24 protein-coding genes are annotated in these 23,035 nt (G+C 73.7%); 7 read left to right on the top strand and 17 right to left on the bottom strand.

Annotated features, from left to right (window positions below; translation table 11 throughout):
• Positions 1–34: 34 nt before the first annotated feature.
• From AB0F71_RS00120 to AB0F71_RS00090, 7 genes are all read right to left on the bottom strand, one after another.
• Positions 35–1,750, bottom strand: coding sequence for a DoxX family membrane protein (locus AB0F71_RS00120; RefSeq protein WP_360225698.1), 1,716 nt, complete (start codon positions 1,748–1,750; stop codon positions 35–37).
• Between the two features lie 183 nt (positions 1,751–1,933).
• On the bottom strand, positions 1,934–2,926 hold the full coding sequence (gene rlmB / locus AB0F71_RS00115) for a 23S rRNA (guanosine(2251)-2'-O)-methyltransferase RlmB (protein WP_360225695.1): 993 nt from the start codon (positions 2,924–2,926) through the stop codon (positions 1,934–1,936).
• A 136-nt stretch (positions 2,927–3,062) separates the two neighbouring features.
• Positions 3,063–4,457, bottom strand: coding sequence for a cysteine--tRNA ligase (gene cysS / locus AB0F71_RS00110; RefSeq protein WP_360225692.1), 1,395 nt, complete (start codon positions 4,455–4,457; stop codon positions 3,063–3,065).
• Between the two features lie 114 nt (positions 4,458–4,571).
• Positions 4,572–4,967, bottom strand: coding sequence for a PPOX class F420-dependent oxidoreductase (locus tag AB0F71_RS00105; RefSeq protein ID WP_360225689.1), 396 nt, complete (start codon positions 4,965–4,967; stop codon positions 4,572–4,574).
• 157 nt (positions 4,968–5,124) lie between these two features.
• The gene (ispF, locus tag AB0F71_RS00100) at positions 5,125–5,616 is read right to left on the bottom strand and encodes a 2-C-methyl-D-erythritol 2,4-cyclodiphosphate synthase (protein WP_360225686.1); all 492 of its coding nucleotides are present in this window, start codon (positions 5,614–5,616) and stop codon (positions 5,125–5,127) included.
• A complete protein-coding gene (gene ispD, locus AB0F71_RS00095) occupies positions 5,606–6,361 on the bottom strand; it encodes a 2-C-methyl-D-erythritol 4-phosphate cytidylyltransferase (RefSeq protein WP_360227619.1) in 756 nt (251 codons plus the stop codon). Before ispD ends, ispF begins: the two co-directional genes overlap by 11 nt.
• A 259-nt stretch (positions 6,362–6,620) precedes the next feature.
• Positions 6,621–7,103: a CarD family transcriptional regulator gene (locus AB0F71_RS00090; RefSeq protein ID WP_030244332.1), complete on the bottom strand. Its 483-nt coding sequence runs from the start codon at positions 7,101–7,103 to the stop codon at positions 6,621–6,623.
• 426 nt (positions 7,104–7,529) lie between these two features.
• Here AB0F71_RS00090 and AB0F71_RS00085 point away from each other — a divergent pair, with 426 nt between their 5' ends.
• Positions 7,530–8,240 (top strand): DUF461 domain-containing protein, encoded by a 711-nt coding sequence (locus AB0F71_RS00085; RefSeq protein ID WP_360225683.1) that lies wholly within the window; start codon positions 7,530–7,532, stop codon positions 8,238–8,240.
• 178 nt (positions 8,241–8,418) lie between these two features.
• Here the strand turns inward: AB0F71_RS00085 and AB0F71_RS00080 are convergent, their stop codons facing one another.
• Positions 8,419–9,114: a response regulator transcription factor gene (locus AB0F71_RS00080; RefSeq protein ID WP_031069385.1), complete on the bottom strand. Its 696-nt coding sequence runs from the start codon at positions 9,112–9,114 to the stop codon at positions 8,419–8,421.
• A 2-nt stretch (positions 9,115–9,116) separates the two neighbouring features.
• Positions 9,117–10,595, bottom strand: a complete 1,479-nt coding sequence (locus tag AB0F71_RS00075; protein ID WP_360225680.1) for an ATP-binding protein — start codon at positions 10,593–10,595, stop codon at positions 9,117–9,119.
• A 306-nt stretch (positions 10,596–10,901) separates the two neighbouring features.
• Between AB0F71_RS00075 and phoU the strand changes: the two genes are divergently transcribed.
• Together phoU and AB0F71_RS00065 are read left to right on the top strand one after the other, a co-directional pair.
• On the top strand, positions 10,902–11,591 hold the full coding sequence (gene phoU / locus AB0F71_RS00070) for a phosphate signaling complex protein PhoU (RefSeq protein ID WP_360225677.1): 690 nt from the start codon (positions 10,902–10,904) through the stop codon (positions 11,589–11,591).
• Between the two features lie 166 nt (positions 11,592–11,757).
• Positions 11,758–11,937 carry a hypothetical protein gene (locus tag AB0F71_RS00065; protein ID WP_360225674.1) on the top strand — a complete coding sequence of 60 codons (180 nt, stop codon included), beginning with the start codon at positions 11,758–11,760 and terminating at the stop codon, positions 11,935–11,937.
• Positions 11,938–12,024: 87 nt separating this feature from the next.
• Here the strand turns inward: AB0F71_RS00065 and AB0F71_RS00060 are convergent, their stop codons facing one another.
• Positions 12,025–12,621 (bottom strand): lytic polysaccharide monooxygenase, encoded by a 597-nt coding sequence (locus tag AB0F71_RS00060; protein WP_360225671.1) that lies wholly within the window; start codon positions 12,619–12,621, stop codon positions 12,025–12,027.
• A 256-nt stretch (positions 12,622–12,877) separates the two neighbouring features.
• Positions 12,878–13,636, bottom strand: coding sequence for a phosphoglyceromutase (locus tag AB0F71_RS00055; protein ID WP_360225668.1), 759 nt, complete (start codon positions 13,634–13,636; stop codon positions 12,878–12,880).
• 149 nt (positions 13,637–13,785) lie between these two features.
• On the opposite strand from AB0F71_RS00055, the gene AB0F71_RS00050 reads away from it, so the two are divergent.
• Complete coding sequence (locus tag AB0F71_RS00050) at positions 13,786–15,090, top strand: MFS transporter (protein WP_360225665.1); 1,305 nt, start codon at positions 13,786–13,788, stop codon at positions 15,088–15,090.
• Between the two features lie 30 nt (positions 15,091–15,120).
• On the opposite strand, the gene AB0F71_RS00045 is transcribed toward AB0F71_RS00050, so the two are convergent.
• Both AB0F71_RS00045 and mshA read right to left on the bottom strand, forming a co-directional pair.
• Positions 15,121–15,633, bottom strand: coding sequence for a YbjN domain-containing protein (locus tag AB0F71_RS00045; RefSeq protein WP_360225662.1), 513 nt, complete (start codon positions 15,631–15,633; stop codon positions 15,121–15,123).
• A gap of 39 nt (positions 15,634–15,672) precedes the next feature.
• Positions 15,673–17,046, bottom strand: a complete 1,374-nt coding sequence (gene mshA, locus AB0F71_RS00040) for a D-inositol-3-phosphate glycosyltransferase (RefSeq protein ID WP_360225659.1) — start codon at positions 17,044–17,046, stop codon at positions 15,673–15,675.
• Positions 17,047–17,272: 226 nt separating this feature from the next.
• Here mshA and AB0F71_RS00035 point away from each other — a divergent pair, with 226 nt between their 5' ends.
• Both AB0F71_RS00035 and AB0F71_RS00030 read left to right on the top strand, forming a co-directional pair.
• On the top strand, positions 17,273–18,106 hold the full coding sequence (locus tag AB0F71_RS00035) for a class I SAM-dependent methyltransferase (protein ID WP_360225656.1): 834 nt from the start codon (positions 17,273–17,275) through the stop codon (positions 18,104–18,106).
• A gap of 103 nt (positions 18,107–18,209) precedes the next feature.
• The gene (locus tag AB0F71_RS00030; RefSeq protein WP_360225653.1) at positions 18,210–18,833 is read left to right on the top strand and encodes a DUF6215 domain-containing protein; all 624 of its coding nucleotides are present in this window, start codon (positions 18,210–18,212) and stop codon (positions 18,831–18,833) included.
• Between the two features lie 168 nt (positions 18,834–19,001).
• On the opposite strand, the gene AB0F71_RS00025 is transcribed toward AB0F71_RS00030, so the two are convergent.
• Positions 19,002–19,562, bottom strand: a complete 561-nt coding sequence (locus AB0F71_RS00025; RefSeq protein WP_360225650.1) for an O-acetyl-ADP-ribose deacetylase — start codon at positions 19,560–19,562, stop codon at positions 19,002–19,004.
• A gap of 239 nt (positions 19,563–19,801) precedes the next feature.
• On the opposite strand from AB0F71_RS00025, the gene AB0F71_RS00020 reads away from it, so the two are divergent.
• Positions 19,802–21,319, top strand: coding sequence for a SpoIIE family protein phosphatase (locus tag AB0F71_RS00020; RefSeq protein ID WP_360225647.1), 1,518 nt, complete (start codon positions 19,802–19,804; stop codon positions 21,317–21,319).
• A 100-nt stretch (positions 21,320–21,419) separates the two neighbouring features.
• Here the strand turns inward: AB0F71_RS00020 and AB0F71_RS00015 are convergent, their stop codons facing one another.
• The 3 genes from AB0F71_RS00015 to AB0F71_RS00005 all read right to left on the bottom strand — a co-directional run bounded on the left by AB0F71_RS00015 (position 21,420) and on the right by AB0F71_RS00005 (position 22,850).
• Positions 21,420–21,761 (bottom strand): DUF2516 family protein, encoded by a 342-nt coding sequence (locus tag AB0F71_RS00015; RefSeq protein WP_360225644.1) that lies wholly within the window; start codon positions 21,759–21,761, stop codon positions 21,420–21,422.
• 121 nt (positions 21,762–21,882) lie between these two features.
• Complete coding sequence (locus tag AB0F71_RS00010; protein ID WP_360225641.1) at positions 21,883–22,440, bottom strand: hypothetical protein; 558 nt, start codon at positions 22,438–22,440, stop codon at positions 21,883–21,885.
• A 2-nt stretch (positions 22,441–22,442) separates the two neighbouring features.
• Positions 22,443–22,850 (bottom strand): helix-turn-helix transcriptional regulator, encoded by a 408-nt coding sequence (locus tag AB0F71_RS00005; protein WP_360225638.1) that lies wholly within the window; start codon positions 22,848–22,850, stop codon positions 22,443–22,445.
• Between the last annotated feature and the right edge of the window lie 185 nt (positions 22,851–23,035).

Genomic DNA, 23,035 nt, shown 5'->3' with positions numbered 1-23,035 from the left:
CACGGAGCACCCGGCCGTAGCGCGTCCGGCGGCCTCAGGTGGCGGTCGGCGTCCCCGGACGGGAGGACTGCCCGCCGGACTGCCCACCGGCCTGTCCACCGCCCTCGCCGCCGGAGAGGCCGGCCAGCGGCCCGCTGCCCAGCACCGGACCGCTGCCCAGCACCCCGCCGAGCAGCCCGGAGCCGTTGCTCGGGCTGGGCTTGGGCGCGTTGCCCGAGCCGCCGGGGGCCGGGGTCCGCTGGGCGGGCGCGGAGCCGGACCCGGCGGACGGGGCGGCGGGCGCCGGGGAGGAGCCGCCGGTCTCGGGCTTGCCGGAGTGCTTGCCGCTGGGCGTCGCCCCGGCCGACTTGGCGGGGGTGGGGGTGGTGGACGGCGTGCCGGCGCTCGGCGTGGGGGTGGCCGGGCGAGGAGCGGCGGGCTGGGTGGACGTGCCCTGGCCGCCGGGCGCGCCGGACGGGCTGCCGGACGGCCAGACCGGGGTGCCGTACTCGCCGGACGGGCGGCCGGGCTCCTGGTGCGGGCGCCCGCCGGTGCGGACGGCCGCGCCGAGCATCGAGCCGAGCAGCAGGGTGAGGCCGACCACGACGGTGGTGACGACCGCGCCGCGGCGCAGCACCCGGCGGCGCAGCGCACCGGGGGCGCCGGTGCCGATCCGGCGCCAGGCCTCCAGGTTGAGCCGTCCGTCGAGCGAGGCGAACGGCGCCCCGGCGATCAGCAGCGGGCTCCAGGCCGCGAGGAAGATCAGGTCGGGGGTGTCGTAGACCGGGACGGCCCGCCAGCTGACGGTGAACAGCAGCGCGGCGGAGAGCAGCATGGCCGCCCCGGCGGCGAGCCGCTGCCACAGGCCGAGGACGGTCAGCACGCCGACCACGATCTCGGTGAACGACACCACCAGGCCGGCGCCGACGGGGTGCGCCATCGCGAAGGCGAGCAGCGGCTCGGCGACCTTCCACGGGTGCAGCGAGGAGAGCCAGCGCATCATGGAGCCGCGCTCGCCGCCGTCGAAGTACACCGGGTCGCAGAGCTTGCTGAACCCGGCGTAGACGGAGAGCGAGCCGAGCACCGCGCGCAGCGGCAGCAGCACCAGGCCGAGGTCGACCCGGCGGCCGGGGTACCAGGGCTGCTTGCCGTCGGCCGCCGCGGCGGCGGAGACCTCCGGCAGTTCGCCGCTGGGGGTCCAGCCGTGCGGCTCGCCGACCGGGCCGACGCCGGCGTCGGTGGCGGTGCCGCTGCCCTCGCGCGGCTGGCGGGGGACGGTCCGGGCGCCCGCGTAGGCGGGCAGCACCTGGGTGTCCGCGTCGTCGGGGCCGGCGCCGCCGGGCGTGCCGTTGGTCCGCACGGCTTCCAGGAGCCGGGTGGCCGCGAGGTCGCCGGGGGCCGCCTGGCCGGTCCAGGTGACGGCGGTGACCCGGCCCTTGCGGCGCTGCGCGCTGCCGGCGCCCCCGCCCCCGGCGCCGGCCAGCGCCGGGACGGCGGAGGCCGGTACCACGACCTGCGGGGTGACCAGCGGACGGCGGATCAGGCCCTGGTTGGCGTACGGGTCGCCGAACGCGGCGCCGGTGGACAGCAGTCCCGCCGGGGCGTCGATCAGCGGCGCCACCGGGGTGCCGAGCCGGAGTCGGAAGCTCGCCTGGGTGCTGCTGAGGCGCGCGGGGTCCGACGGCACCTTGACGGTGTCGATCCCGGGGCCCGCCTCTATCCCGGTGCTGCCCCCGCCGAACAGGGGGCGCCGCGGTGTTCTGGTGTCCACGTCCACGCCCGTCTAACCGGGTGACGGCCGCTTAGGACACTCTCCCGAGTGGATGTCCGGCGCATACTTGAAGTGATCATGAGAAAAGCGATCGGACCCGGTCGGGCCCGATCGCTTTTCACTCGGATCGCGGAGAATTCAGAAGATCTCCTGCGGACGGGGGTCCGTCCGTGCTTGCCGGAATCAGCGCTTGGCGCGCAGACGGGCGGCCTCGTACAGCACGATGCCCGCCGCGACACCGGCGTTCAGCGACTCGGTCAGGCCGCTCATCGGGATCCGGACCCGCATGTCGCAGGTCTCGGAGACCAGGCGGGACAGGCCCTTGCCCTCGCTGCCCGCGACGATCACCACGGGGCCGGTCAGCAGCTCCAGGTCGCCCAGCTCGGCCTCGCCGTCGGCGGCCAGGCCGACGACCATCAGGCCGGCCTTCTGGTAGGCCTCCAGGGTGCGGGTCATGTTGGTGGCGCGGGCGACGGGCAGCCGGGCGGCGGCACCGGAGGAGGTCTTCCAGGCACCGGCGGTCATCCCGGCCGCACGGCGCTCGGGGATGACCACGCCGTGCGCGCCGAAGGCGGCGGCGGAGCGGACCACGGCACCGAGGTTGCGCGAGTCGGTGACCCCGTCCAGCGCGATGATCAGCGCGTCCTGGCCGGCGTCGGCGGCCTCGCCGAGCAGGTCCTCGGGGTGGGCGTACTCGTACGGCGGGACCTGCAGCACCAGGCCCTGGTGGTTCATCCCGCCGGTCATCTGGTCCAGCTGGGCGCGCGGGGCCTCCATCAGCGGGATGCCGCGCTCGTTGGCGGCCTGGAAGGCGTCGCGCACCCGGTCGTCGGTGTCGATGAACTGCTGGACGTACAGCGCGTTGGCCGGCACGTCGCCCTGGAGCGCCTCGACCACCGAGTTGCGGCCGAAGACCAGCTCGGCGCTGCCCGCGCCGCCGCGGCCGCCCCGGCCGCCGGCACCGGCCCGGCGCATGCCGGCCCGGGCCTTGGCGTCCCGCTCGCGCTTGATCGCGGCGTTGGCGGCGCGCTGCTTGGGGTGGCCCTTGCGCGCCTCAGCGGGCGGGGTCGGGCCCTTGCCCTCCAGTGCCCTCCGGCTGTGCCCGCCGGTACCGACAGACGCACCCTTCTTCGATCCGGGGTTGCGGCGGTTCCTGCGCTGGCTGTTGCCGGCCATGGCTGTACTTCCTGTCTGTCCGGCATGCCCGGCCGCTCCGCTCGGTGCGGCGGCGGTCGACGGCATGCGCTACGTCATGCGGGAGGGCCGCACCGGTCCGGTACGGCCCACCCATCACCCCGATCGTCAGATGGGGTTACTGGTTGTTGATCGTCCAGCGCGGGCCGGACGGGGTGTCCTCGATCACCAGCCCGGCCAGGCCGAGCTGGTCGCGGATGGCGTCCGCAGTGGCGAAGTCCTTGCGCTGGCGCGCCGCCTGCCGCTGGTCCAGGACCAGACGGACCAGCGAGTCGACCACGCCGTGGAGGTCCTCGCCGCGCTCCGCCCCGGCCCACTGCGGGTCGAGCGGATCGAGACCCAGTACACCGAGCATCGCACGGACCTCGGCCAGTCGCGCCACCACGCTCTCCTTGTCGTCCGCGTTCAGGGCGCTGTTGCCCTGGCGGACGGCGGTGTGCACGACGGCCAGCGCCTGCGGGACGCCGAAGTCGTCGTCCATCGCCTCGGCGAAGGCCGAGGGCACCTCGGGCGCCGCGTCGACCTTGCCGCAGCGCTCGACGGCCCGCTGGATGAAGCCCTCGATCCGGCCGAAGCCGGCCTCGGCCTCGCGCAGCGCGTCCTCGCTGTACTCGATCATCGAGCGGTAGTGCGCGGCGCCCAGGTAGTAGCGGAGCACGATCGGCCGCCACGCCCGGACCATCTCGGAGACCAGCACCGAGTTGCCGAGCGACTTGCTCATCTTCTCGCCAGCCATGGTGACCCAGGCGTTGTGCACCCAGAAGGCCGCGAAGTCGTCGCCGTAGGCCTTGGACTGGGCGATCTCGTTCTCGTGGTGCGGGAAGATCAGGTCCAGCCCGCCGCCGTGGATGTCGAAGGCCGGGCCCAGGTACTTGTGCGCCATCGCCGAGCACTCCAGGTGCCAGCCGGGACGGCCGCGGCCCCACGGGGTCTCCCAGCTCGGCTCGCCCGGCTTGGCGGCCTTCCACATCGCGAAGTCGCGCTGGTCGCGCTTGCCGGTCTCGCCCTCGCCCTCGGGCTGGCGCAGGTCGGCGAGCTTCTGGTTGGAGAGCGCGAGGTAGTCGGGGTACGACTTCACGTCGAAGTAGACGTTGCCGTCGACCGCGTAGGCGTGGCCCTTCTCGATGAGCCCCTGCATCATCTCGATCATCTCGGGCACGTGCCCGGTGGCCCGCGGCTCGACGGTCGGCGGCAGGCAGCCGAGCGCGCTGTAACCGTCGTTGAAGGCGCGCTCGTTCTCGTAGCCGATCTGCCACCACGGCGTGCCGAGCTCGCGCTCCTTGGCGATGATCTTGTCGTCGATGTCGGTGACGTTGCGGACGAAGGTCACCTGGTAGCCGCGGTAGGCGAACCACCGCTGCATGATGTCGAAGTTGAGGCCGGACCGGATGTGCCCGATGTGTGGCGCCGACTGGACGGTAGCGCCGCACAGGTAGATCGAGACACAACCCGGTACAAGCGGGACGAAGTCGCGTACCTGGCGGGTGCTGGTGTCGTACAGACGAATGCTCACAGCGTCAAGCGTAGTGGGCGGCGGGGGGTGCCCCGCGACATTAACCGGGAACGGACCGGGCATTCCCCGGGGAACGGCGGGGCCGCCCCGGGGAATCGCGGCCCGTCCGGCCGGTCAGATGTTGCCGACCACCTTGCGCGGGGTGAGCCGGACGACCACCCGGACGTCGTCCGGACCGTCGAACCCGTACTCCTGCTCACCGCGGTACTTGAAGCCCAGCTCGTTGATCAGCTCCCGGCCGCCCTCGGTGGTCAGCGTCACCGAACCGCGGGCCTCCAGGTACTCGTACGGGCTCTCCGGCGGGTTGATCAGGATCGAGGCCCGCGGGTCCTTCACCAGGTTGAGGTGCTTGCGGCGGCCCTCCACCGTGGAGAACAGGATGTCGTCGCCGTCCCGCTTGACCCAGACCACCGAGGACTGGGGGCTGCCGTCCGGCTGGATCGTGGAGACCACGGCGAAGCTCTTGCCGTCGATCAACGCCTTGGCGCGGTCGGAGAGTTGGGAAGTCATCGGGAACCTCTTCTCGTCGGCGACGGTACGACCCGAGGGGAGCTCCGCGCGGGCCCGGACCGAACCCTACCGATCCGGGCCCCTGCGACATTGGGTGAACACCCGTCAACAGCCGGCTATTTCCGACCGGGCGACCGGCCGGCAACCGGTGAACGGCTCAACGCCGTTCGTACACCAGGGCGGTGGCGATCGCGGCCAGCCCCTCGGCCCGGCCGGTCAGGCCCAGGCCGTCGGTGGTCGTGCCGGAGACCGAGACCGGCGCACCGGCCGCCTCGGACAGCGCGGCCTGCGCCTCGGCCCGCCGCTTGCCGATCTTCGGCCGGACCCCGATCACCTGGACCGCGATGTTGCCGATCTCGAAGCCGGCCTCGCGCACCAGCCGGGCCGCCTCGCCGAGCAGCTTCACCCCGGAGGCACCGGACCACTCCGGGCGGTCGGTGCCGAAGTGGGCGCCCAGGTCGCCGATCCCGGCGGCCGAGAACAGCGCGTCGCAGGAGGCGTGCGCGGCCACGTCGGCGTCCGAGTGCCCGGCCAGCCCGTCCCCGGCGTCCGGCCACTCCAGTCCGGCGACCCACAGCGGGCGGCCGGCCTCGAAGGCGTGCACGTCGGTGCCGATCCCCACCCGGGGGATCAGGGGCTCAGTAGTCATCGGCGGCCCTCCGGCGGGCGAGTACGGCCTCGGCGAGCACGAGGTCCAACGGACGGGTGACCTTGAACGCCTCTTCGTGGCCGGGCACCACGACGACCGTGCCGCCGTAGCGCTCCACCAGTCCGGCGTCGTCGGTGACGGGCACCGCGTCGGCGCCGCCGGCGGCCTCCTCGGCCAGTGCCTTGGCGTGCACCTCGACCAGAGTGGCCCGGTCGAAGCCCTGCGGGGTCTGCACCGCGCGCAGGGTGGCCCGCTCGGGCGTGTCGAGCACCGGCTCGGGGCGGCCCGGGTTCGGCTCCACCCGCTTCACGGTGTCGGCCAGCGGCACCGCGGGCACCACCGCCGGAGCCCCGGCCCGGACGGCGGCCGCGACGGCGTCCACCACCTCGACCGGGACGAGCGGACGGGCCGCGTCGTGCACCAGCACGATCTCGACATCCTCGGGGATCGCCGCCAGGCCGAGCCGGACCGACTCCTGGCGGGTCGCGCCGCCGGCCACCACCCGGAAGTCCTTGCCGTCCAGCCCGTGGCCGTCCAGCAGGGCGACCACCTCGGCCACCCCGTCGGCGGGCGCGGCGACCACGACCAGGCCGACCGCCCGGCTGCGGGCGAGTGCCCGTACGGCGTGCACCAGGAGCGGCACTCCGCCCAGCTCCCGCAGGGCCTTCGGGGCCCCTGGCCCCAGCCGTTCACCGCGTCCGGCGGCGGGCACCACTGCTGCTGCGACTGCTGCTGACGCGTTCAGGTTTCACTCCTTCGGCGAAGTGGGTATGGCCTTGGCGTGCCCGGCGGGCGCGGGGGCCCCTTCCGAAGAACGACTGGTCCACTGCCCGCCGCACAACTGCGCAGAAACGGTCTTGCAGGCCTGGACCGGCTCGGGTGGGGGGCGTCGTCCGGACACGCCTCAGCGCCCGGAGTGCCACTGCACCACCCCCGGACGGTTCGTCCTGGGAGCGGCACGCCGGCACCGGGCGCTGTGGGCGATGGGCGGAAGCCCGACCGCACTACGAGGCGAGGACCTCGTCGAGCAGCGTCTCCGCCTTGTCCTCGTTGGTGTTCTCCGCCAGCGCGAGCTCGCTGACGAGGATCTGGCGCGCCTTCGCGAGCATCCGCTTCTCGCCGGCCGAGAGGCCGCGCTCGCGCTCGCGACGCCAGAGGTCGCGCACGACCTCGGCGACCTTGATAACGTCGCCCGAGGCGAGCTTCTCCAGGTTCGCCTTGTAGCGACGGGACCAGTTGGTCGGCTCTTCGGTGTACGGTGCGCGGAGCACCTCGAAGACCCGGTCCAGACCCTCCTGGCCGACCACATCGCGCACGCCGACGAACTCCGCGTTCTCGGCGGGCACGCGGAGCGTCAGGTCTCCCTGCTGCACCTTGAGCACCAGGTAGGTCTTGTCCACACCTTTGATCTGGCGAATTTCGATGGCCTCGATCAGCGCGGCCCCGTGATGGGGGTAGACCACCGTGTCGCCAACCTTGAACGTCATGTGACAGGACCCCTTCCGTGGCTTTCCAGAATAACACGCCTTGCGACCCACCCGAAGGGCGTTTTCGCAGGTCAGGGCCGGTACCGGGGCTTGACAAGGACCCCCGTGACGTGCTGCGACCGATGTTCGAGAGGGGCTTCCCGCAGGTCGGAGGCGGTTCCGAGGTCCGACGAAACCCTTGCGCAACACCCCCGCAAGCATGATTGGATCTTGAGCTTTCGCCCCGTTGCGGACCGTAACCCGATCGTTATTCGATCTTGGTCGAAGCTTGTCCTGCTGGTGACCGGTCCATGCCACGAGTACGGCCGGACGGCCCCCGTGGGGCCCCGGGAGTGCGACACGGGGACCACCCCGTGAGGAGCGCATAAGTGAGGTCGATAATCTGAGACCTGACCTGTCGACACGTGACCTAGGAGTAGCCGCCGCATGAGCCGCAGCCTTCGACGCGGCAGCATCGCCGCCATCGCCGCCCTCGCCATCGCCTCGCTGTCCTCCTGCGCAGCCAGCAACACGCCGGACACCCTGCAGATCAAGCCGGACAACGCGGCGGCGACCCTTGGGACGAACCTTCGACTGAACAACATCGTGATCGTCACCGGGGTCGGCACCTCGGGTGACTACACCGGCCCCGCCAACGTGGTCGTGAACATCTCCAACACGGCGACCACCCCGGCCGAGCTGCAGTCGATCACCGTCGGCAACGCTTCCGCCACCTTCGCGGACGCCGCGGGTGCCCCGCAGTCCAGCATCGTCATCCCGGCCGGCAGCTCGGTGGCGATCGGCGGCCAGGGCAACCCGTCCGCCTCGCTGAGCGCGGCGGCCGTCCACATCGGCGGCTTCGCCAACACCACCTTCGCCTTCAAGGACGGCCAGAAGGTCGACGCCCAGGCCGGCGTCAGCCCGGACTCGGACAAGGGCCTCTACAAGGGCTTCGGTCCGACCCCGGCGGCCGTGCCCGCCAAGACCGGCTCCCCCGCCGCGACCGCCCCGGCCGCAACCGCCCCGGCCACCCCCGCCGCGGGTGCCACCACGCCGGCCACCGGCGCCACCGCCCCGGCTACCCCGGCCACCGGCGCCACCACGCCGGCCACCCCGGGTGCCCCGGTCGCCGGCAGCACCGCGCCGGCCGCCCACTGACGCGGCGCGCTCCTGACCGGGCGCACCCCTGACGCAGTGCGCGAGAGCCTCCCGTCGGCCCTACCGGGGCCCGCGGGAGGCTCTCGTACGTCTCGATGGCAGCGCGGGAACGCGGAAGGCCCCCGCCGGCGACCGCCGGTGAGGGCCTTCCACGTCAGCGTCCTCGCGGGCCCGCGGTTTACGGCTCGAACTTGTAGCCCAGGCCGCGGACCGTGACCAGGTAGCGCGGCGCGCCCGGGTCGGGCTCGATCTTCGCCCGCAGGCGCTTCACGTGGACGTCCAGGGTCTTGGTGTCGCCGACGTAGTCCGCGCCCCACACCCGGTCGATCAGCTGCATGCGGGTGAGCACCCGGCCCGCGTTGCGCAGCAGCATCTCCAGCAGGTCGAACTCCTTGAGCGGCAGGTCGACCTTGGCGCCGTCCACCGTCACCACGTGCCGGTCGACGTCCATCCGGACCGGGCCCGCCTCCAGGGCGCCCGGGCCGCCGCCGTTGTCGCCCGCGCCGCCGTCCTCGCCGCGGCGGCGCAGCACCGCGCGGATCCGGGCGACCAGCTCCCGGGTGGAGTACGGCTTGGTCACGTAGTCGTCAGCGCCTATCTCCAGCCCGACGACCTTGTCGATCTCGCTGTCCTTGGCGGTCACCATGATCACCGGCACGTTGGAGCGCACCCGGAGCTGGCGGCAGACCTCGGTGCCCGGCAGGCCCGGGAGCATCAGGTCGAGCAGGACGAGGTCGGCACCGTTGCGTTCGAACTGCTCCAGGGCGTCGGGGCCGGTCGCGGCGACGGCCACCTCGAAGCCCTCCTTGCGGAGCATGTACGAGAGGGCGTCGCTGAACGACTCCTCGTCCTCGACCACCAGTACTCGGGTCACGATCAGGCCTCCGGGGCAAGCTGGGTTGTCTTTGACAGGGGTTGTTCCCGCTCCCCGGCGGGGAGCGAACGGGCCGCACGGTGGGTGCGGTCCGCGGTGCGGGTCCGGGGTGCCGTGGCGGGCCCGGCGGTGTCGGCACCGGGCTCGTCGCGGCGGGCGCTGCGGGGTTCGTCGTGGTCCGGCCGGGCGTCGGCGGCGTCGAGGTCGTCGCCGAGGTCGTCGCCGAAGTCCTCGTCCAGGTCGTCGTCGAAGTCCTCGTCGGAGGCGTCCTCGGGGGCCTGGCCGGCGGGCAGGCGGATGGTGAAGGTCGAACCCTGGCCCTCGACGCTCCACACCGAGACGGTGCCGCCGTGCGAGGCGGCGACGTGCTTGACGATGGACAGGCCGAGGCCGGTGCCGCCGGTCTGCCGGGAGCGGGCCGGGTCGACCCGGTAGAAGCGTTCGAAGACCCGCTCGCGGTCCTTCTCGGAGATGCCGATGCCCTGGTCGGTGACCGAGATCTCGATCAGCTCGCCGTCCGCCTCGCCGAGCGCGGCGGCGCTGGAGATCCGGCGGGTGGCGATGGCCACCCGGGTGCGGGGCGGGCTGTAGTTGACGGCGTTCTCCACCAGGTTGCCGAGCGCCGCGGCGAGCTGGCCGCGGTTGCCGTGCAGGTAGAGCCCGGCGATCCCGCCGGCCGCGATCAGGATCTGCTTGGCGGCGGCCTGCTGGCGGCAGCGGTCGATCGCCTCGGCGATCAGCTCGTCCACCGCGACCGGCTCCGGATCGACCATCAGCCGGTCGTCCTGGACCCGGGAGAGGTCGATGATCTCCTGCACCAGGCTGGCCAGGCGGGTCGCCTCGACCTGCATCCGGCCGGCGAAGCGCTGCACCGCCTCCGGGTCGTCGGAGGCGTCGGCGACCGCCTCGGAGAGCAGCGACAGCGCACCGACCGGGGTCTTGAGCTCATGGCTGACGTTGGCCACGAAGTCCCGGCGGACGGCCTCCACCCGGCGGCGCTCGGTCTGGTCCTCGACCAGCACCAGCACCAGCCGGGAGCCCAGCGGGGCGACCCGGACGGAGACCGCGAGCGGCTCGGCCGCGCGGGCCGCGCCGGGGCGGGGCACCTCCAGCTCCACCTGCCGGATCTCGCCGTCCCGGCGGGTGGCGCGGGCCAGCGCGAGCATCTGGTCCACGGCGACCGCGCCGCCGCGCACCAGACCCATCGCGTACGCGGCCGAGCTGGCCTTGACCACCTCGTCGCCCTCGCCCAGCACGATCGCGCAGGAGCGGAGCACCGAGAGCACGGTGTCGACCCCCGGCGGCAGCGGGGGTTCCGGGGTGCCGGTGCCCAGCGTCTGGTACCGGCCGTACTGCTTGCCGCTGGTGTATTTACCCTTGGCCTGCTCGCGCTCGCTCCAGCGGAAGGCGATGGAGGCGGTGAGGCCGACACCGAGCCCGGCTATGGCGCAGGCAGCGGCAGCGGCCACGTTCACGTCCATGTGGCCAGCGTAAGCGCACGACCTGGCCACTCCCCAAGGGCTGGATCAAGGCATCGACCATGCGTTGCCGAGAATTCACCTCCACGTAGCTGCCGATTCACCGCACCGGCCGTGCGCCGTCGCCCGAACGGCACAGAGTTGGCCACGCAGCCCGTGTGGGAGAGATCGGTGTGCCGAACATCGGCCACGGTCTCGGGTGTGCGCGTACCATTCGCGCCACCAGCAGCGGTCACCCGGACACCGGAACGACGGTCGGACGGGCTGACCGGTCGGCACCGCCACCGACACAGCTACTGAGGAGAGAACATGCGCGACGCGTACCACGAGGAACTCGATGCGATCGGCGACAGCCTGGTCGAGATGGCCCGGCTGGTCGGGTCGGCCCTGGGCCGGGCCACCACCGCTCTCCTGGACGCGGACCTGGCGCTGGCGGAGAACGTGATCGCCGCCGACGAGAAGATCAACGAGCTCCACCACGAGCTCGAGAACCGCGCCATCGACCTGCTCGCCCGGCAGCAGCCGGTCGCCACCGACCTGCGGATCGTGGTCACCTCGCTGCGGATGAGCGCCGACCTGGAGCGCTGCGGGGACCTCGCCCGGCACGTCGCCAAGGTCGCGCGGATGCGCTACCCGGACTCGGCGGTGCCCGCCGACCTGCACTCCACCGTCCTGGAGATGGGCCAGCTCGCCCAGCGCCTGGTCGCCAAGGCGGGCCTGGTGATCGCCACCAAGGACGTCGACAAGGCGCTGGAGATGGAGCAGGACGACGACCGGATCGACGCCCTGCACCGCGAGCTGCTGTCGCACCTGATCGACGAGCGCTGGCACCACGGCATCGAGACCGCCGTCGACATCACCCTGGTCGGCCGCTACTACGAGCGCTTCGCGGACCACGCGGTGTCCGTCGCCAAGCGCGTCGTGTACCTGGTGACCGGCGAGCACGTGGCCGAGTTCGTGGCCGCCACCGAGGCGGCCGGGGCAGCCGGGGCGGAGTGACAGCCGCTCAGCTCCAGGGGTGAGTAAACCTGCCGCGAGGGTGGTGCGGGCGCACGGATTTCCGGACGCCCCACCACTGCGCGCCTGTTGACGCTCCCTCCGAACGGCCGCTTCACTCGACGGTGGGGGCACCGGAGTGTTCCCGTCACTAGGAGGGACGAGCTCGATGAAGGCCAACCCGACCCGACCGGCACCCGCCCACCACACCGTCGAGCCGCCCGCCCCGAAGCTGCTGCCCGTCCTCGCGGCCGGTTGCGGCTGCGGCCCCGGCTGCGGCTGCGGCTGCCAGTCCGGCGCGCCCTGCCAGTGCGGCGGCGCCGACGGCGGCTGCTGCGGCGGCCACTGAGGCACGACTGACGAGGCGTCCCGGGGTGCGCGGTCGTGCACCCCGGGACGCCTGCTCGGCCGGGCCGGAACCCGTCGGAGCCGGACGTCAGAACTGGACGTCGGTGCAGGAGTAGAAGGCGTTCCCGGTGTCCGCGATCGTCCAGACCGCGACGACCACCTGGTGCCCGGTGCGCCCGCTCGGAACGGTCGCGGTGTGGCTGAGCGTGCCCGGCACCTGCCGCCCGCCGTAGGGGACGGTCAGGAAGGGCGTCAGCTCGAGGTCGGCCCGGGTGACCGGCCGGCTCGCGTCGTAGCCCGGCTTGGTCAGGTAGTACCGGAAGTCGGTGGTGGCGTGCCGGGCGGTGAACTTCCAGGTGAAGGTGAGCTGCTGGCCCGCGGACACCGGCGTGGTCGGCCAGGCGCCGCCGTGCGGGTCGTCCAGTTCGGCGAAGCGGGAGTTGCCGCCGGCGCAGATGGTGCCGTCGGAGGGTCCGCCGGCCGGGAAGCCCTTCGGCCCCTCGACGCTCTGCGGCTCCCACTGGATGTCGCCGCAGTCCCACGGGACGGCGTTCGCGCTCTCGTCGCAGAGCGCGGCGCGGCTGGGCGGCGTGGTGATGAAGCCGTGCGACTGGGCCGGGAGGGCCAGGGTGAGCGGGATCGCGAGCGCGGCGACGGCCGCCCCGACCAGATGACGTGTGCGCATGGTGCTCCTCCGTGGGGGTGGATGGAGAGTGCGCCGGGGCGCAGACGCGCGCGTTGGGAGTGCGGCGGCCGGGACCTGGGGGAATCCCTGGCATGCCTGCGCCAGCCCGGTGCCCTCACGGTAGGAGTCGGCGCCACCGCCCGTCAATGGTCTGAACCATTTCCAACCTGTCCCAACTCCCGCCCCACACCGGCCGGTTGAACGAAACGGGCCCCGCTCCCGGCGAACCGGGAGCGGGGCCTCGTCGGCAGGCGGGTTACTTCTTGCCCTGGTTCTTGACCGCCTCGATGGCGGCCGCGGCGGCGTCGGCGTCGAGGTAGCGGCCGCCCTTGGCGACCGGCTTGAAGTCGGCGTCCAGCTCGTAGACCAGCGGGATGCCGGTCGGGATGTTGAGGCCGGCGATGTCGGCGTCGGAGATGCCGTCGAGGTGCTTGACCAGCGCGCGCAGGCTGTTGCCGTGGGCGGTGACCAGGACGGTCTTGCCGGCGGCCAGGTCCGGGACGATGGCGTCGTACCAGTACGGGAGCATCCGCTCGACGACGTCCTTGAGGCACTCGGTGCGCGGGCGCAGCTCGCTCGGGATGTCGGCGTAACGGGCGTCGCCGGCCTGCGAGTACTCGGCGTCGTCGGCGAGCACCGGCGGCGGGGTGTCGTAGGAGCGGCGCCACAGCTGGAACTGCTCCTCGCCGAACTCGGCCAGGGTCTGGGCCTTGTCCTTGCCCTGGAGCGCACCGTAGTGGCGCTCGTTCAGGCGCCAGCTGCGGTTGACCGGGATCCAGTGGCGGTCGGCCTTGTCCAGGGCGATCTGCGAGGTGCGGATGGCGCGGCGCAGCAGCGAGGTGTGCACCACGTCGGGGAACAGGCCCTCGGCGGCCAGGAGCTCGCCACCGCGAGCGGCCTCCTTCTCGCCCTTCTCGTTGAGGTCGACGTCGACCCAACCGGTGAAGAGGTTCTTCTGGTTCCACTGGCTCTCGCCGTGACGGAGCAGGATGAGTCGGTACGTCGTGTCAGCCATGGCCCCCAGCTTAGTGGAGCCCGAAAAACCCCTGGTGGGGACCTTGGGCGCGTGGGTAATGTGTGCCGCTGCTATCTGCCGCTTACCTGCGTCGGCCGGCCGGGCCTGCCCGCGCCGCTCAGCGGACGCCCGCCCTCGGGAGCCCCCACATGCTCGTCGCCCTGGCCGCCAATCCCCGGATCCGAAGACTGGTTCGCGAGACGGTGGGCGGGTTGCCGCGGCAGTTCTGGTGGCTCTGGGTGAGCACGCTGGTGAACCGGCTCGGTGCGTTCGTGGTGACGTTCCTGGCCCTCTACCTGACCGCCGAACGGGGGTACTCGGCCTCCTACGCGGGCCTGGTGGCCTCCTTGTTCGGCGCCGGTTCGGCGATCTCGGCGATCGGCGCGGGTGTGCTCACCGACCGGATCGGGCGCCGCCCCACCCTGGTCGCCGCCCAGCTCGGCACCGCGGCCTCCACCGCCGTGCTCGGCTTCATGGACGGCCAGGTGGCGATCGCCGTGGTGGCCTTCGTGGTCGGCCTGTGCAACAACGCCACCCGGCCGCCCACCTCGGCGATCATCGCCGACCTCGTCCCGGCCGAGGACCGGGTCCGGGCGTACTCGCTGAACTACTGGGCGATCAACATCGGCTTCGGCCTGTCCTCCGCCGCGGCCGGCCTGATCGCCACCCACGGCTACCTCACGCTCTTCCTGCTGGACGCCCTGACCACGCTGGTCTGCGCCGTGGTGATCTTCATACGGATCCCGGAGACCAGGCCGCAGGCCGTACCCGGCAAGGCCGGGGACCCCGCCGAGCCGGGGGTCAGCCTGCTCACCGTGCTCCGGGACGCCCCCTTCATGGCGCTGGTCGGGCTGACCCTGCTGGTCGCCCTGGTCTTCCAGCAGGGCAGCACCACGCTGGCCGTGGACATGGGCGCCTCCGGCATCTCGTCCACCCAGTACGGGCTGGTCGTCGGCCTGAACGGGCTGCTGATCGTGGTCCTGCAGATCCCGCTGACCCGGTGGATGGAGGGCCGCTCACGGACCGGGATGCTGATCGCCAGCTGCCTGCTCACCGGCTGGGGCTTCGGGGTGGCCGCGCTGGCCGGCTCCTCGGCCTGGCTGTTCGCGCTCTCGGTGGTGGTCTGGACGGTCGGCGAGATCCTGCACACCCCGGTGATGATGGGCCTGGTCGCCGAGCTGGCGCCGACCCACGGACGCGGCCGCTACCAGGGCGTCTACGGGCTGTCCTGGTCGCTCGCCTCGCTCCTCGGCCCGGCGGGCGGCGGGCTGCTGCTGCAGTACGCCGGGCCGGCGGTGCTGTGGACGGTCTGCGGGGCGATCGGGACGGTCGCCGCGCTCGGGTACGTGGCGCTGGCCCGCCGGACCGGTGCGGCGGGGCGCCGACGCACCGAGGCCGCGATCGAGGTGGCGGCGCCCGCCGCGGAGCCGGCGAAGGCCCCGGCCGGCGCCTGAGCGCCCGCCGGGCCGGTCGGGTGAATCGGTTCAGTCGGCGGCCGGCGCGGCCAGGTGGGCGAAGGCGGCCAGGTTGCGGGTGGACTCCCCGCGCTTGGTGCGCCACTCCCACTCGCGCCGGATCGCCGAGGCGAAGCCCAGCTCCAGCAGGGTGTTGAAGGGCTCGTCCGCGTTCTCCAGCACCGTCCCGAGCAGCCGGTCGACGGTGTCCGGGGTGAGCGCCTCCAGCGGCAGCCGGCCGGCCAGGTAGACGTCGCCGAGCGCGTCCACCGCGTACGCGACGCCGTAGAGCCGGGTGTTGCGCTCCAGCAGCCAGCGGTAGACGGCCTCGTGGTTCTCGTCCGGGCGGCGGATCACGAAGGCGTTCACCGACAGGGTGTGGTCGCCGACCCGCAGCGCGCAGGCGGTGTTCAGCTTGCGGGTGCCCGGGAGGGTCGCCACCAGGGTGTACGGGTCGGCGGCGGCCGGCTCCCAGGCCACCCCGGCGTCGTCCAGGGCGGTGCGCAGGAGGGTGAGGGCCTCGTCCTTGGTGCGGATTGCCATGGGGGTGACGTTACTCGGCGGTACCGGTGGGGCGCAGCCCTACCCGAGCCGGCGCCGGGCCACCGCCAGCCGGCCGGCCGGGCGGGCCAGACTGCCGGCGTAGACCTCGGCGGTGGTGGCCGCGGCGGTGTCCCAGCCGAAGGCGGCCGCGTGCCGGGCGGCCGCCGCCCCGCGCCGGGCGACCAGCGCCGGGTCGGTGACGTACGGCTCCAGCGCGTGTGCCCAGGCCAGCGGGTCGTGGCCCTGCACCAGGCTGCCGGACTCACCGTCCCGCACCGCGACCGGCAGGCCGCCGACCGCGGCCGCCACCACGGGGGTGCCGCAGGCCTGGGCCTCCAGCGCGACCAGGCCGAAGGACTCGCTGTACGAGGGCATCACCAGGGCCGTCGCCGCGCGGTACCAGTCCGCCAGCCGGTCCTGGCCGACCGGCGGGTGGAACCGCACCACGTCGCCGATGCCGAGCTGGGCGGCGAGCTTGTGCAGGCTCTCCGGCCGGGCCAGCCCGGTGCCGGACGGCCCGCCGACCACCGGCACCACCAGGCGCTCGCGCAGCCCCGGACGGGCCTCCAGCAGCGCGGCGACCGCCCGCAGCAGCACGTCCGGCGCCTTCAACGGCTGGATCCGCCCGGCGAACAGCAGCACCGCCGCGTCCTGCGGCAGGCCCAGCCTCGCCCGGGCCTCGGCCCCGGCGCGCGGGCCGCCGGGGCGGAAGACGTCCAGGTTGACCCCGGGGTGGACGACGGCCAGCTGGTCCGGCCGGGCGGCGTAGTGCAGCGCCAGCTCGGCGGCCTCCTCGGTGGTGTTGGCGATCAGCCGGTCGGCCGCCTCGACCACCTGGGTCTCGCCGATCACCCGGGCCGGGGGCTCGGGCGTGTCGCCCTCGGCCAGGGCGGCGTTCTTGACCTTCGCCATGGTGTGCATGGTGTGCACCAGCGGCACCCCCCAGCGCTGGGCGGCCAGCCAGCCGACCTGGCCGGAGAGCCAGTAGTGCGAGTGCACCAGGTCGTAGTGGCCTGGGCGGTGGCCCGCCTCGGTGCGCAGCACACCGTGGGTGAAGGCGCACAGCTGGGCCGGCAGGTCCTCCTTGATCAGGCCCTCGTACGGACCGGCGGTGACGTGCCGGACCAGCACTCCGGGGGCCAGCTCGACCGTCGGCGCGTCGTCCGAGCAGATCGCCCGGGTGAACACCTCGACCTCGATGTTCAGCTCGGCCAGGCGTTTGGCCAGCTCGACGATGTAGACGTTCATCCCGCCGGCGTCGCCGGTGCCGGGCTGGTGCAGCGGCGAGGTGTGCACGCTGAGCATGGCTATCCGGCGCGGGCGGCGACGGCCCGGGACGAGCGACTGGAGCCGGCCGCGCGCGGGCGTCGCGGACTGGGCACGGCGTACCGAACGGACGGGGTGCTGGATCACCTGGCTACTGCCTCCTCGTGTGCGGCCCGTCTCGGCGGTCCGCGTGAACGGGCCCGCCGCATGTCCGGTGTGCGCTGCCCCGTCCGGGCACACATCACCACCAGTGTGCCAACCACTCGGCGGCCGCCCGGCATTCCCGGTCCCGGCGACCGGTCCGCCGGAGCGGCATCCGCGCAGCTCAGGCCGGGGACGCCCGGCCCCGCGACCGCCGACTACCCTTCTGGGCATGGCTGCCTCCTTCGATCCCGCGACCGCCGCGCCCGCCCGCGGCCGGACCGGACGGCCGGTCGGGACGGTCACCCGGGGCACCACCAACACCAACCGGCTGCGCCGGATGGACCGCTGGATCGCCCACACCCTGGGCCGGGCACTGCGCGCCGCCGAGCGGCCCCCGGTGGCGGTGGACCTCGGCTACGGCGCGGCGCCGTGGACGGCCGTGGAGCTGGCCGGACGGCTGCGCACGGTGCGGGCCGACGTCCGGGTGGTCGGGATCGAGATCGAGCCGGAACGGGTCGCGGCCGCGCTGCCGTACGCCGAGCCGCCGCTGCTCACCTTCCGGCGCGGCGGCTTCGAGGTGCCGCTGGACGGCGGCCGGCCGGCCCAGCTGATCCGGGCGGCCAACGTGCTGCGGCAGTACGACGAGTCGGCGGTGGCCGGGGTGTGGGAGCGGCTGTGCGCCCGGCTGGCCCCGGACGGGCTGCTGGTCGAGGGCACCTGCGACGAGATCGGGCGGCGGCACGTCTGGGTCGCGCTGGGGCCGGAGGGGCCCCGGACGGTGACCTTCGCGGCCCGGCTGGGCGGCCTGGGCCGGCCCTCCGACCTGGCCGAGCGGCTGCCGAAGGCGCTGATCCACCACAACGTGCCGGGGCGGCCGGTGCACGCCTTCCTGACCGACTTCGACCGGGCCTGGTCGGCGGCCGCGCCGTACGGGGCGTTCGGGGCGCGGCAGCGCTGGGTGGCGGCCTGCACGGCGCTCGCGGGCAGCTGGCCGCTGGTGGACGCGCGCGGGCGGTGGCGGCAGGGCGAGGTCACGCTGCCCTGGACGGCGCTCGCCCCGTAGCGGGCGACCGGGCCCGGGCCGGAGCGACCGGGCGCCGTAAGATCATCTCCGCTTGGGGGTGCTCGAACGGTCGAGGACCGGCGGTACGGGGGGACGGTCCACGGTGGAGACGGACGGGCGGAACAACAAGGCGGTCATCGCCGCGGCGGCCATGACGGCCCTGGCCATCGGCCTGGTGGTGGCCCTGACCCAGGTGGACGCGCTCAAGCCCCACCCGGCGCCGGCGAGGTGCCCGCAGACGGCAGCAGGCGATCCGGCGGGCGACGCGGCGTTCTGCGCCGCGCTCAACCGCCGCGACCTGCCGGAGCTGCTCGGCACGCCCGGCGACCAGGCGGCCGAGGCCGGTCGGGGAGTCGTCCTGGACGACGACCGGAAGGACGCGAGGGCGGAGGTGCGCCTCCGGGACACCGTCGTCAGCCTCTCGGAGACCTCCCGATCGGCCTGGTCGGTGGGCTCCTCGGAGCACCCCGGCAACACCCGGGTCACCGTCCTCGGCCACCCCGCGGCGACCACCGAGGGCATGACGGTGACGTTCTTCGGCCCGAAGAACGGCACGAGCCCCAGGTCGCGGAACCTCGTCATCGCGAAGGACCCCAAGGACGGCGCCGGCCGGGCCTTCGAGATCGCCGTCTTCCGCCCGGACGGCGGGGCGGTCGAGGACGCGGTCGTGCAGCGGGTCGCCGAGGCCGTGCTCCCGAACCTCCCGGGCTGGGTCGCGGCCCCGTAGGACCGCGCACCGTCCGGTCGGACGGGCGGCGCGCGCCTCCGCTGCGGCTTTCACTCGAACGAGTTATCGAATATCTCTGGCGTGTTGACGCCTCGTCACGCCACGATGGAGACCGTCGGGCGGCGACACCACACGCCGCCCGGCGCGCACCGGCGCGCACCGCGCCCGTCAGCCACCCGGCCCGAGCAGCTCCTCCCGGGCCCGCTCGAACACCTCGTACATCTCCGCCCCGAACAGCACGAACCGCACCTCCGCCAGCTCCGCGCCCGCGAGCGCGTCACCGCCGCCCAGCACCTCGGCGACGGTGCCGAGCGCGATCCGGGCCGCGTCCGCCGGCGGCCAGCCGAAGATCCCCGCCGACACGGCCGGGAAGGCCACCGTGCGCGCGCCCAACCCGGCCGCCGTGCGCAGCGACTCGCGATAGCAGGAGGCCAGCAGCCCAGCCCGCTCCTCGTACTCCTCCGCCAGGTACACCGGCCCGACGGTGTGCACCACCCAGCGGGCCGGCAGCCGCCCGGCCGTGGTCGCCACCGCCTGCCCGGTGGGCAGCCCCTTGCCCCAGTGCGAGGCCCGCAGCCGGCGGCACTCCTCCAGGATCTGCGGCCCGCCCCTGCGGTGGATCGCGCCGTCCACCCCGCCGCCGCCCAGCAGCGAGGAGTTGGCGGCGTTCACCACCGCGTCCACCTCCTGTGCCGTGATGTCACCCTCGACCAGGGTGATCCGCGTCACCACCACCTACCCCCTTCCCCGGACCGGTCCGGCAGCCGTCGGGCCGGGATCCGAGCCGTCGTCCGAATCCGATCACCACACCGCCACCGGCGTGGCAATAACCACAACGGCGCCGGTCGGCCAGAGAAATCCCCGGAGATCACGTTATGGTCGCGAGAAGTTCCCCGACGCACGGTGCCAGGCGGGCACTGCGGACGGACGCCGGCCGTTACGCAGTCGGGGAAAGGGAGGAACCACCGATGCCCGCAACGGGAGACGGGCGGGCACCTGGTGCCGCGGACCTGCCGGGCGCCCACGACGGCGCCCCCGTCGGCCATGCCCGTACCCGCCCGGCCACCACCGGTCCGACCACGGCCGCTCCCCCGATACCCCACCCCCGCTCGCAGCCGGCCCGGACCGCGCACGGCACCCGCCGCCCCGCCCACCCCGCCGGGGCCGGCCACGCCCCCGCGCCCGGGGACGGACCCGCCGACGGCGCCGCCGCGCCCCTGCGGCTCCTGGTCATCGAGGACGACGCCTCGGACGCCCAGTTGATCAAGGCGGCGGTCGCCGACAGCGGCACCTCCATCGAGATCCACTGGGCCCGCGGCCTCGAACAGGCCACCCAGCTGCTCGCCCAGTCCTCCCCCGCGAGCCGGCGCGGACGCTCCCGCGGCGGCGGCTTCGGCTGCGTCCTGCTCGACCTGGCCTCCCCCGCCGACCTGTCGCACCCGTCCGACCCCTCGGACGGCCTGGAAGGCCTGCACGAACTGCTGCGCCGCGCCCCGCACATCCCCGTCGTGGTGCTCACCGACGCCGCCGGGGCCGAACTCGGCGCCGCCGCCGTCGCCGCGGGCGCCCAGGACTTCCTGATCAAGCACGAGACCGACGGTCCGCTGCTGGCCCGCGCACTGCGCTACGCGGTCGAACGCAAGCGCGCCGACGAGTCCCAGCGCCGCCTGGTCGAGGCCGAGTTGCGCGGCCAGGAGAACGCCCGGCTGCAGCGCCACCTGCTGCCCACCCCGCTGCTCGACGGCGCCGGGCTCTCCTTCACCCGGCGCTACCGCCCCGGCCGCCGCCGCGCCCTGCTCGGCGGCGACTTCTACGACGCCGTGCGCACCGACGACGGCACCGTCCACGTCGTGATCGGCGACGTCTGCGGCCACGGCCCCGACGAGGCCGCGCTCGGCGTCGCCCTCCGGATAGCGTGGCGCACCCTGGTCTTCGCCGGCCTCACCGGCGAGACCCTGCTCACCACCCTCCAGCACGTGCTGGAGCACGAACGGCGCAGCGACGAGATCTTCGCGACGCTCTGCATGCTCGTGATCGAGCCCGGCGGCACCACCGACCTCGACTCGCTCGGCACCGGCGAACGCGCCCGGCTCTACCTCGCCGGGCACCCGGCGCCGCTGCTGCTCGGCCGCGACCACGCCCCGATCACCCTGCCATCCGACCACGCCGGGCCCGCCCTCGGCCTGCTGCCGTGCCACGACGGCGGGGCCGCCTGGCCCGCCCACGAGGTCGAACTCCAGCCCGGCTGGCGGCTGTTGCTCTACACCGACGGGCTGATCGAGGGCCGGGTCGGGGCCGGGTCGCGGCGCCTCGGCCAGGACGGACTGGCCGACCTGATCGCCGACCACCAGTCCGCCGGGCTCACCCGGGGGCGGCTCGTCGACAGCGCGATCGCCGAGGTCGAGGAGCTGAACGGCGGGGCGCTGACGGATGACGTCGCGGTGCTGCTGCTGGAGCGGAATCCGGTGCAGCTGATCCTCGGCTGAGGTTGCTGAGGTTGCTGAGGTTGATGGATGGTTGCGGACGCGCTGCGGCCCGGGAAGGTGAACTGCCTTCCCGGGCCGTGGCGTTGTGCGTGGGGTCGGCCTACCAGGGGCCGTACGGGCCGGTGTTGCTCCGGCCGGTGCCGCCGGTCAGCGCCCGGATCGCGGGGCGGACGTCCACCACGTAGACGATCGAGGCGACCAGGCCGGCCAGGGTGCCGATGCTGCCGAGGAAGTTCGCCCCGAACAGCAGGTCCCACCCGAAGCTGATCCCGAGGACCGCCAGCCAGAAGCCCTTGGTCTTCTTGTCGGCCGCCCGGTAGGCGTCCTCGCGGCGGGTGGCCGCGTCGATCAGCGCGAAGAACTTGTAGCCCAGGATCGCGACGGCCATCCACCAGAACGGGTTCAGGTAGGAAAAGGCCAGGATCTGGAACACTCCGGTCATCGCGGTCTCCTACGTCTCTCGGCTTGCTGCGCCCCGGCCGCCGCCCATCCTGGCACGGCGGCTGCCCGCAGGGTGTGAACGTCCCGCCGTCCGCGGAGGTGCCCCGGGCGGCGGGCGGCGGTCACTCCGTGGCGGTGGGGGTGTTCTTCCGGGGCTTGGCGGGCTTCTTGGGGGCGGGGGCGGCGGGGTCGGTCTCGGCGGTGGGGGCGTCCAGCAGCTCCGCTTCGACGGGGTCGGGGTCGGTCTCGGCGGTGGGGGCGAGGACGGGGTCGGTGTCGGGGTGGGGGCGGGCCTTGTCCACGACGACCTTTCCGCGCTCGGCCAGCTCGTCGTAGGTCTCCTTGGCCCGGACCGCCAGTTCGAGCGCGCGGGCCACTTGCTGCAGGGCGAAGCCCTGGGCCCGCTCCTGGAGGACCTTGAGGTCGGCGGGGAAGGCCGTGACGGCCGTGACGGCCGTGACGGCCTCGGTGACCTTGGCCGGGGCGGCGGCCAGCAGCTCCTGCGCCTCGTGGAGCCTGGCGGTCGCCTTCTCCTGGGCACCCTGACGGTCCGCCGCCAGGGCCTCGACCCGGCCCGGCACCTCGCGCAGCTTCTCGTACGCGAGGTCCCCGGCGCCGGCGAGGGCGTACAGCGGGGTCGGGTCTGTGAGGGTCTTCTTGATCTCGTCGGTGATCGGCATGCTTACCGGTCCTCCCGGGGGGTGTGCTGGGTGGCCGCGCCGTCGGTCGCCGGGACGGAGGCCGAGGCGGCGTTCTCCTTGAGGAAGGCGTCGTAGACCGCGAGCAGCGCCTGCTTCTGCTGCTCGTTGATCAGCGGATCGGCCAGGATCGAGGCCCGCAGTTCCAGGCCCTCGCCCCGCCGCTCCTCCAGGATCCCGGCCTGGACGTACAGCGTCTCCGCCGAGATCCGCAGCGCCTTCGCGATCTGCTGCAGGATCTCCGCGCTCGGCTTGCGCAACCCTCGCTCGATCTGGCTGAGGTACGGGTTGGACACGCCGGCGGCCTCCGCCAGCTGGCGCAGCGAGAACTGCGCGTTGCGGCGCTGCTCGCGGATGTACTCGCCGAGGGAGGCGACGTTGAGTGAGGCCATGGGGACAGGGTGCGGGATTGTGCTTGCAATTGCAAGCAGGGTGCTAACTGAGTGCTAACGCGGTGAGGCCGCTGCGCGGGGCTGGGGTGTGGGGGTGGGCTCTCGGGAGGGTGGGTTGGTCCGGGGGCGGTTCCGGGGGTGGGCGCTCCGGGGGCTGGATGATTTTCAGACCGCCGACCCTCATG

Source organism: Kitasatospora sp. NPDC028055 (genome assembly GCF_040637885.1).
Lineage (GTDB): Bacteria > Actinomycetota > Actinomycetes > Streptomycetales > Streptomycetaceae > Kitasatospora.
Note: the sequence above shows the minus strand (reverse complement) of the source record. Positions and strands in the feature narration are given on the sequence as shown.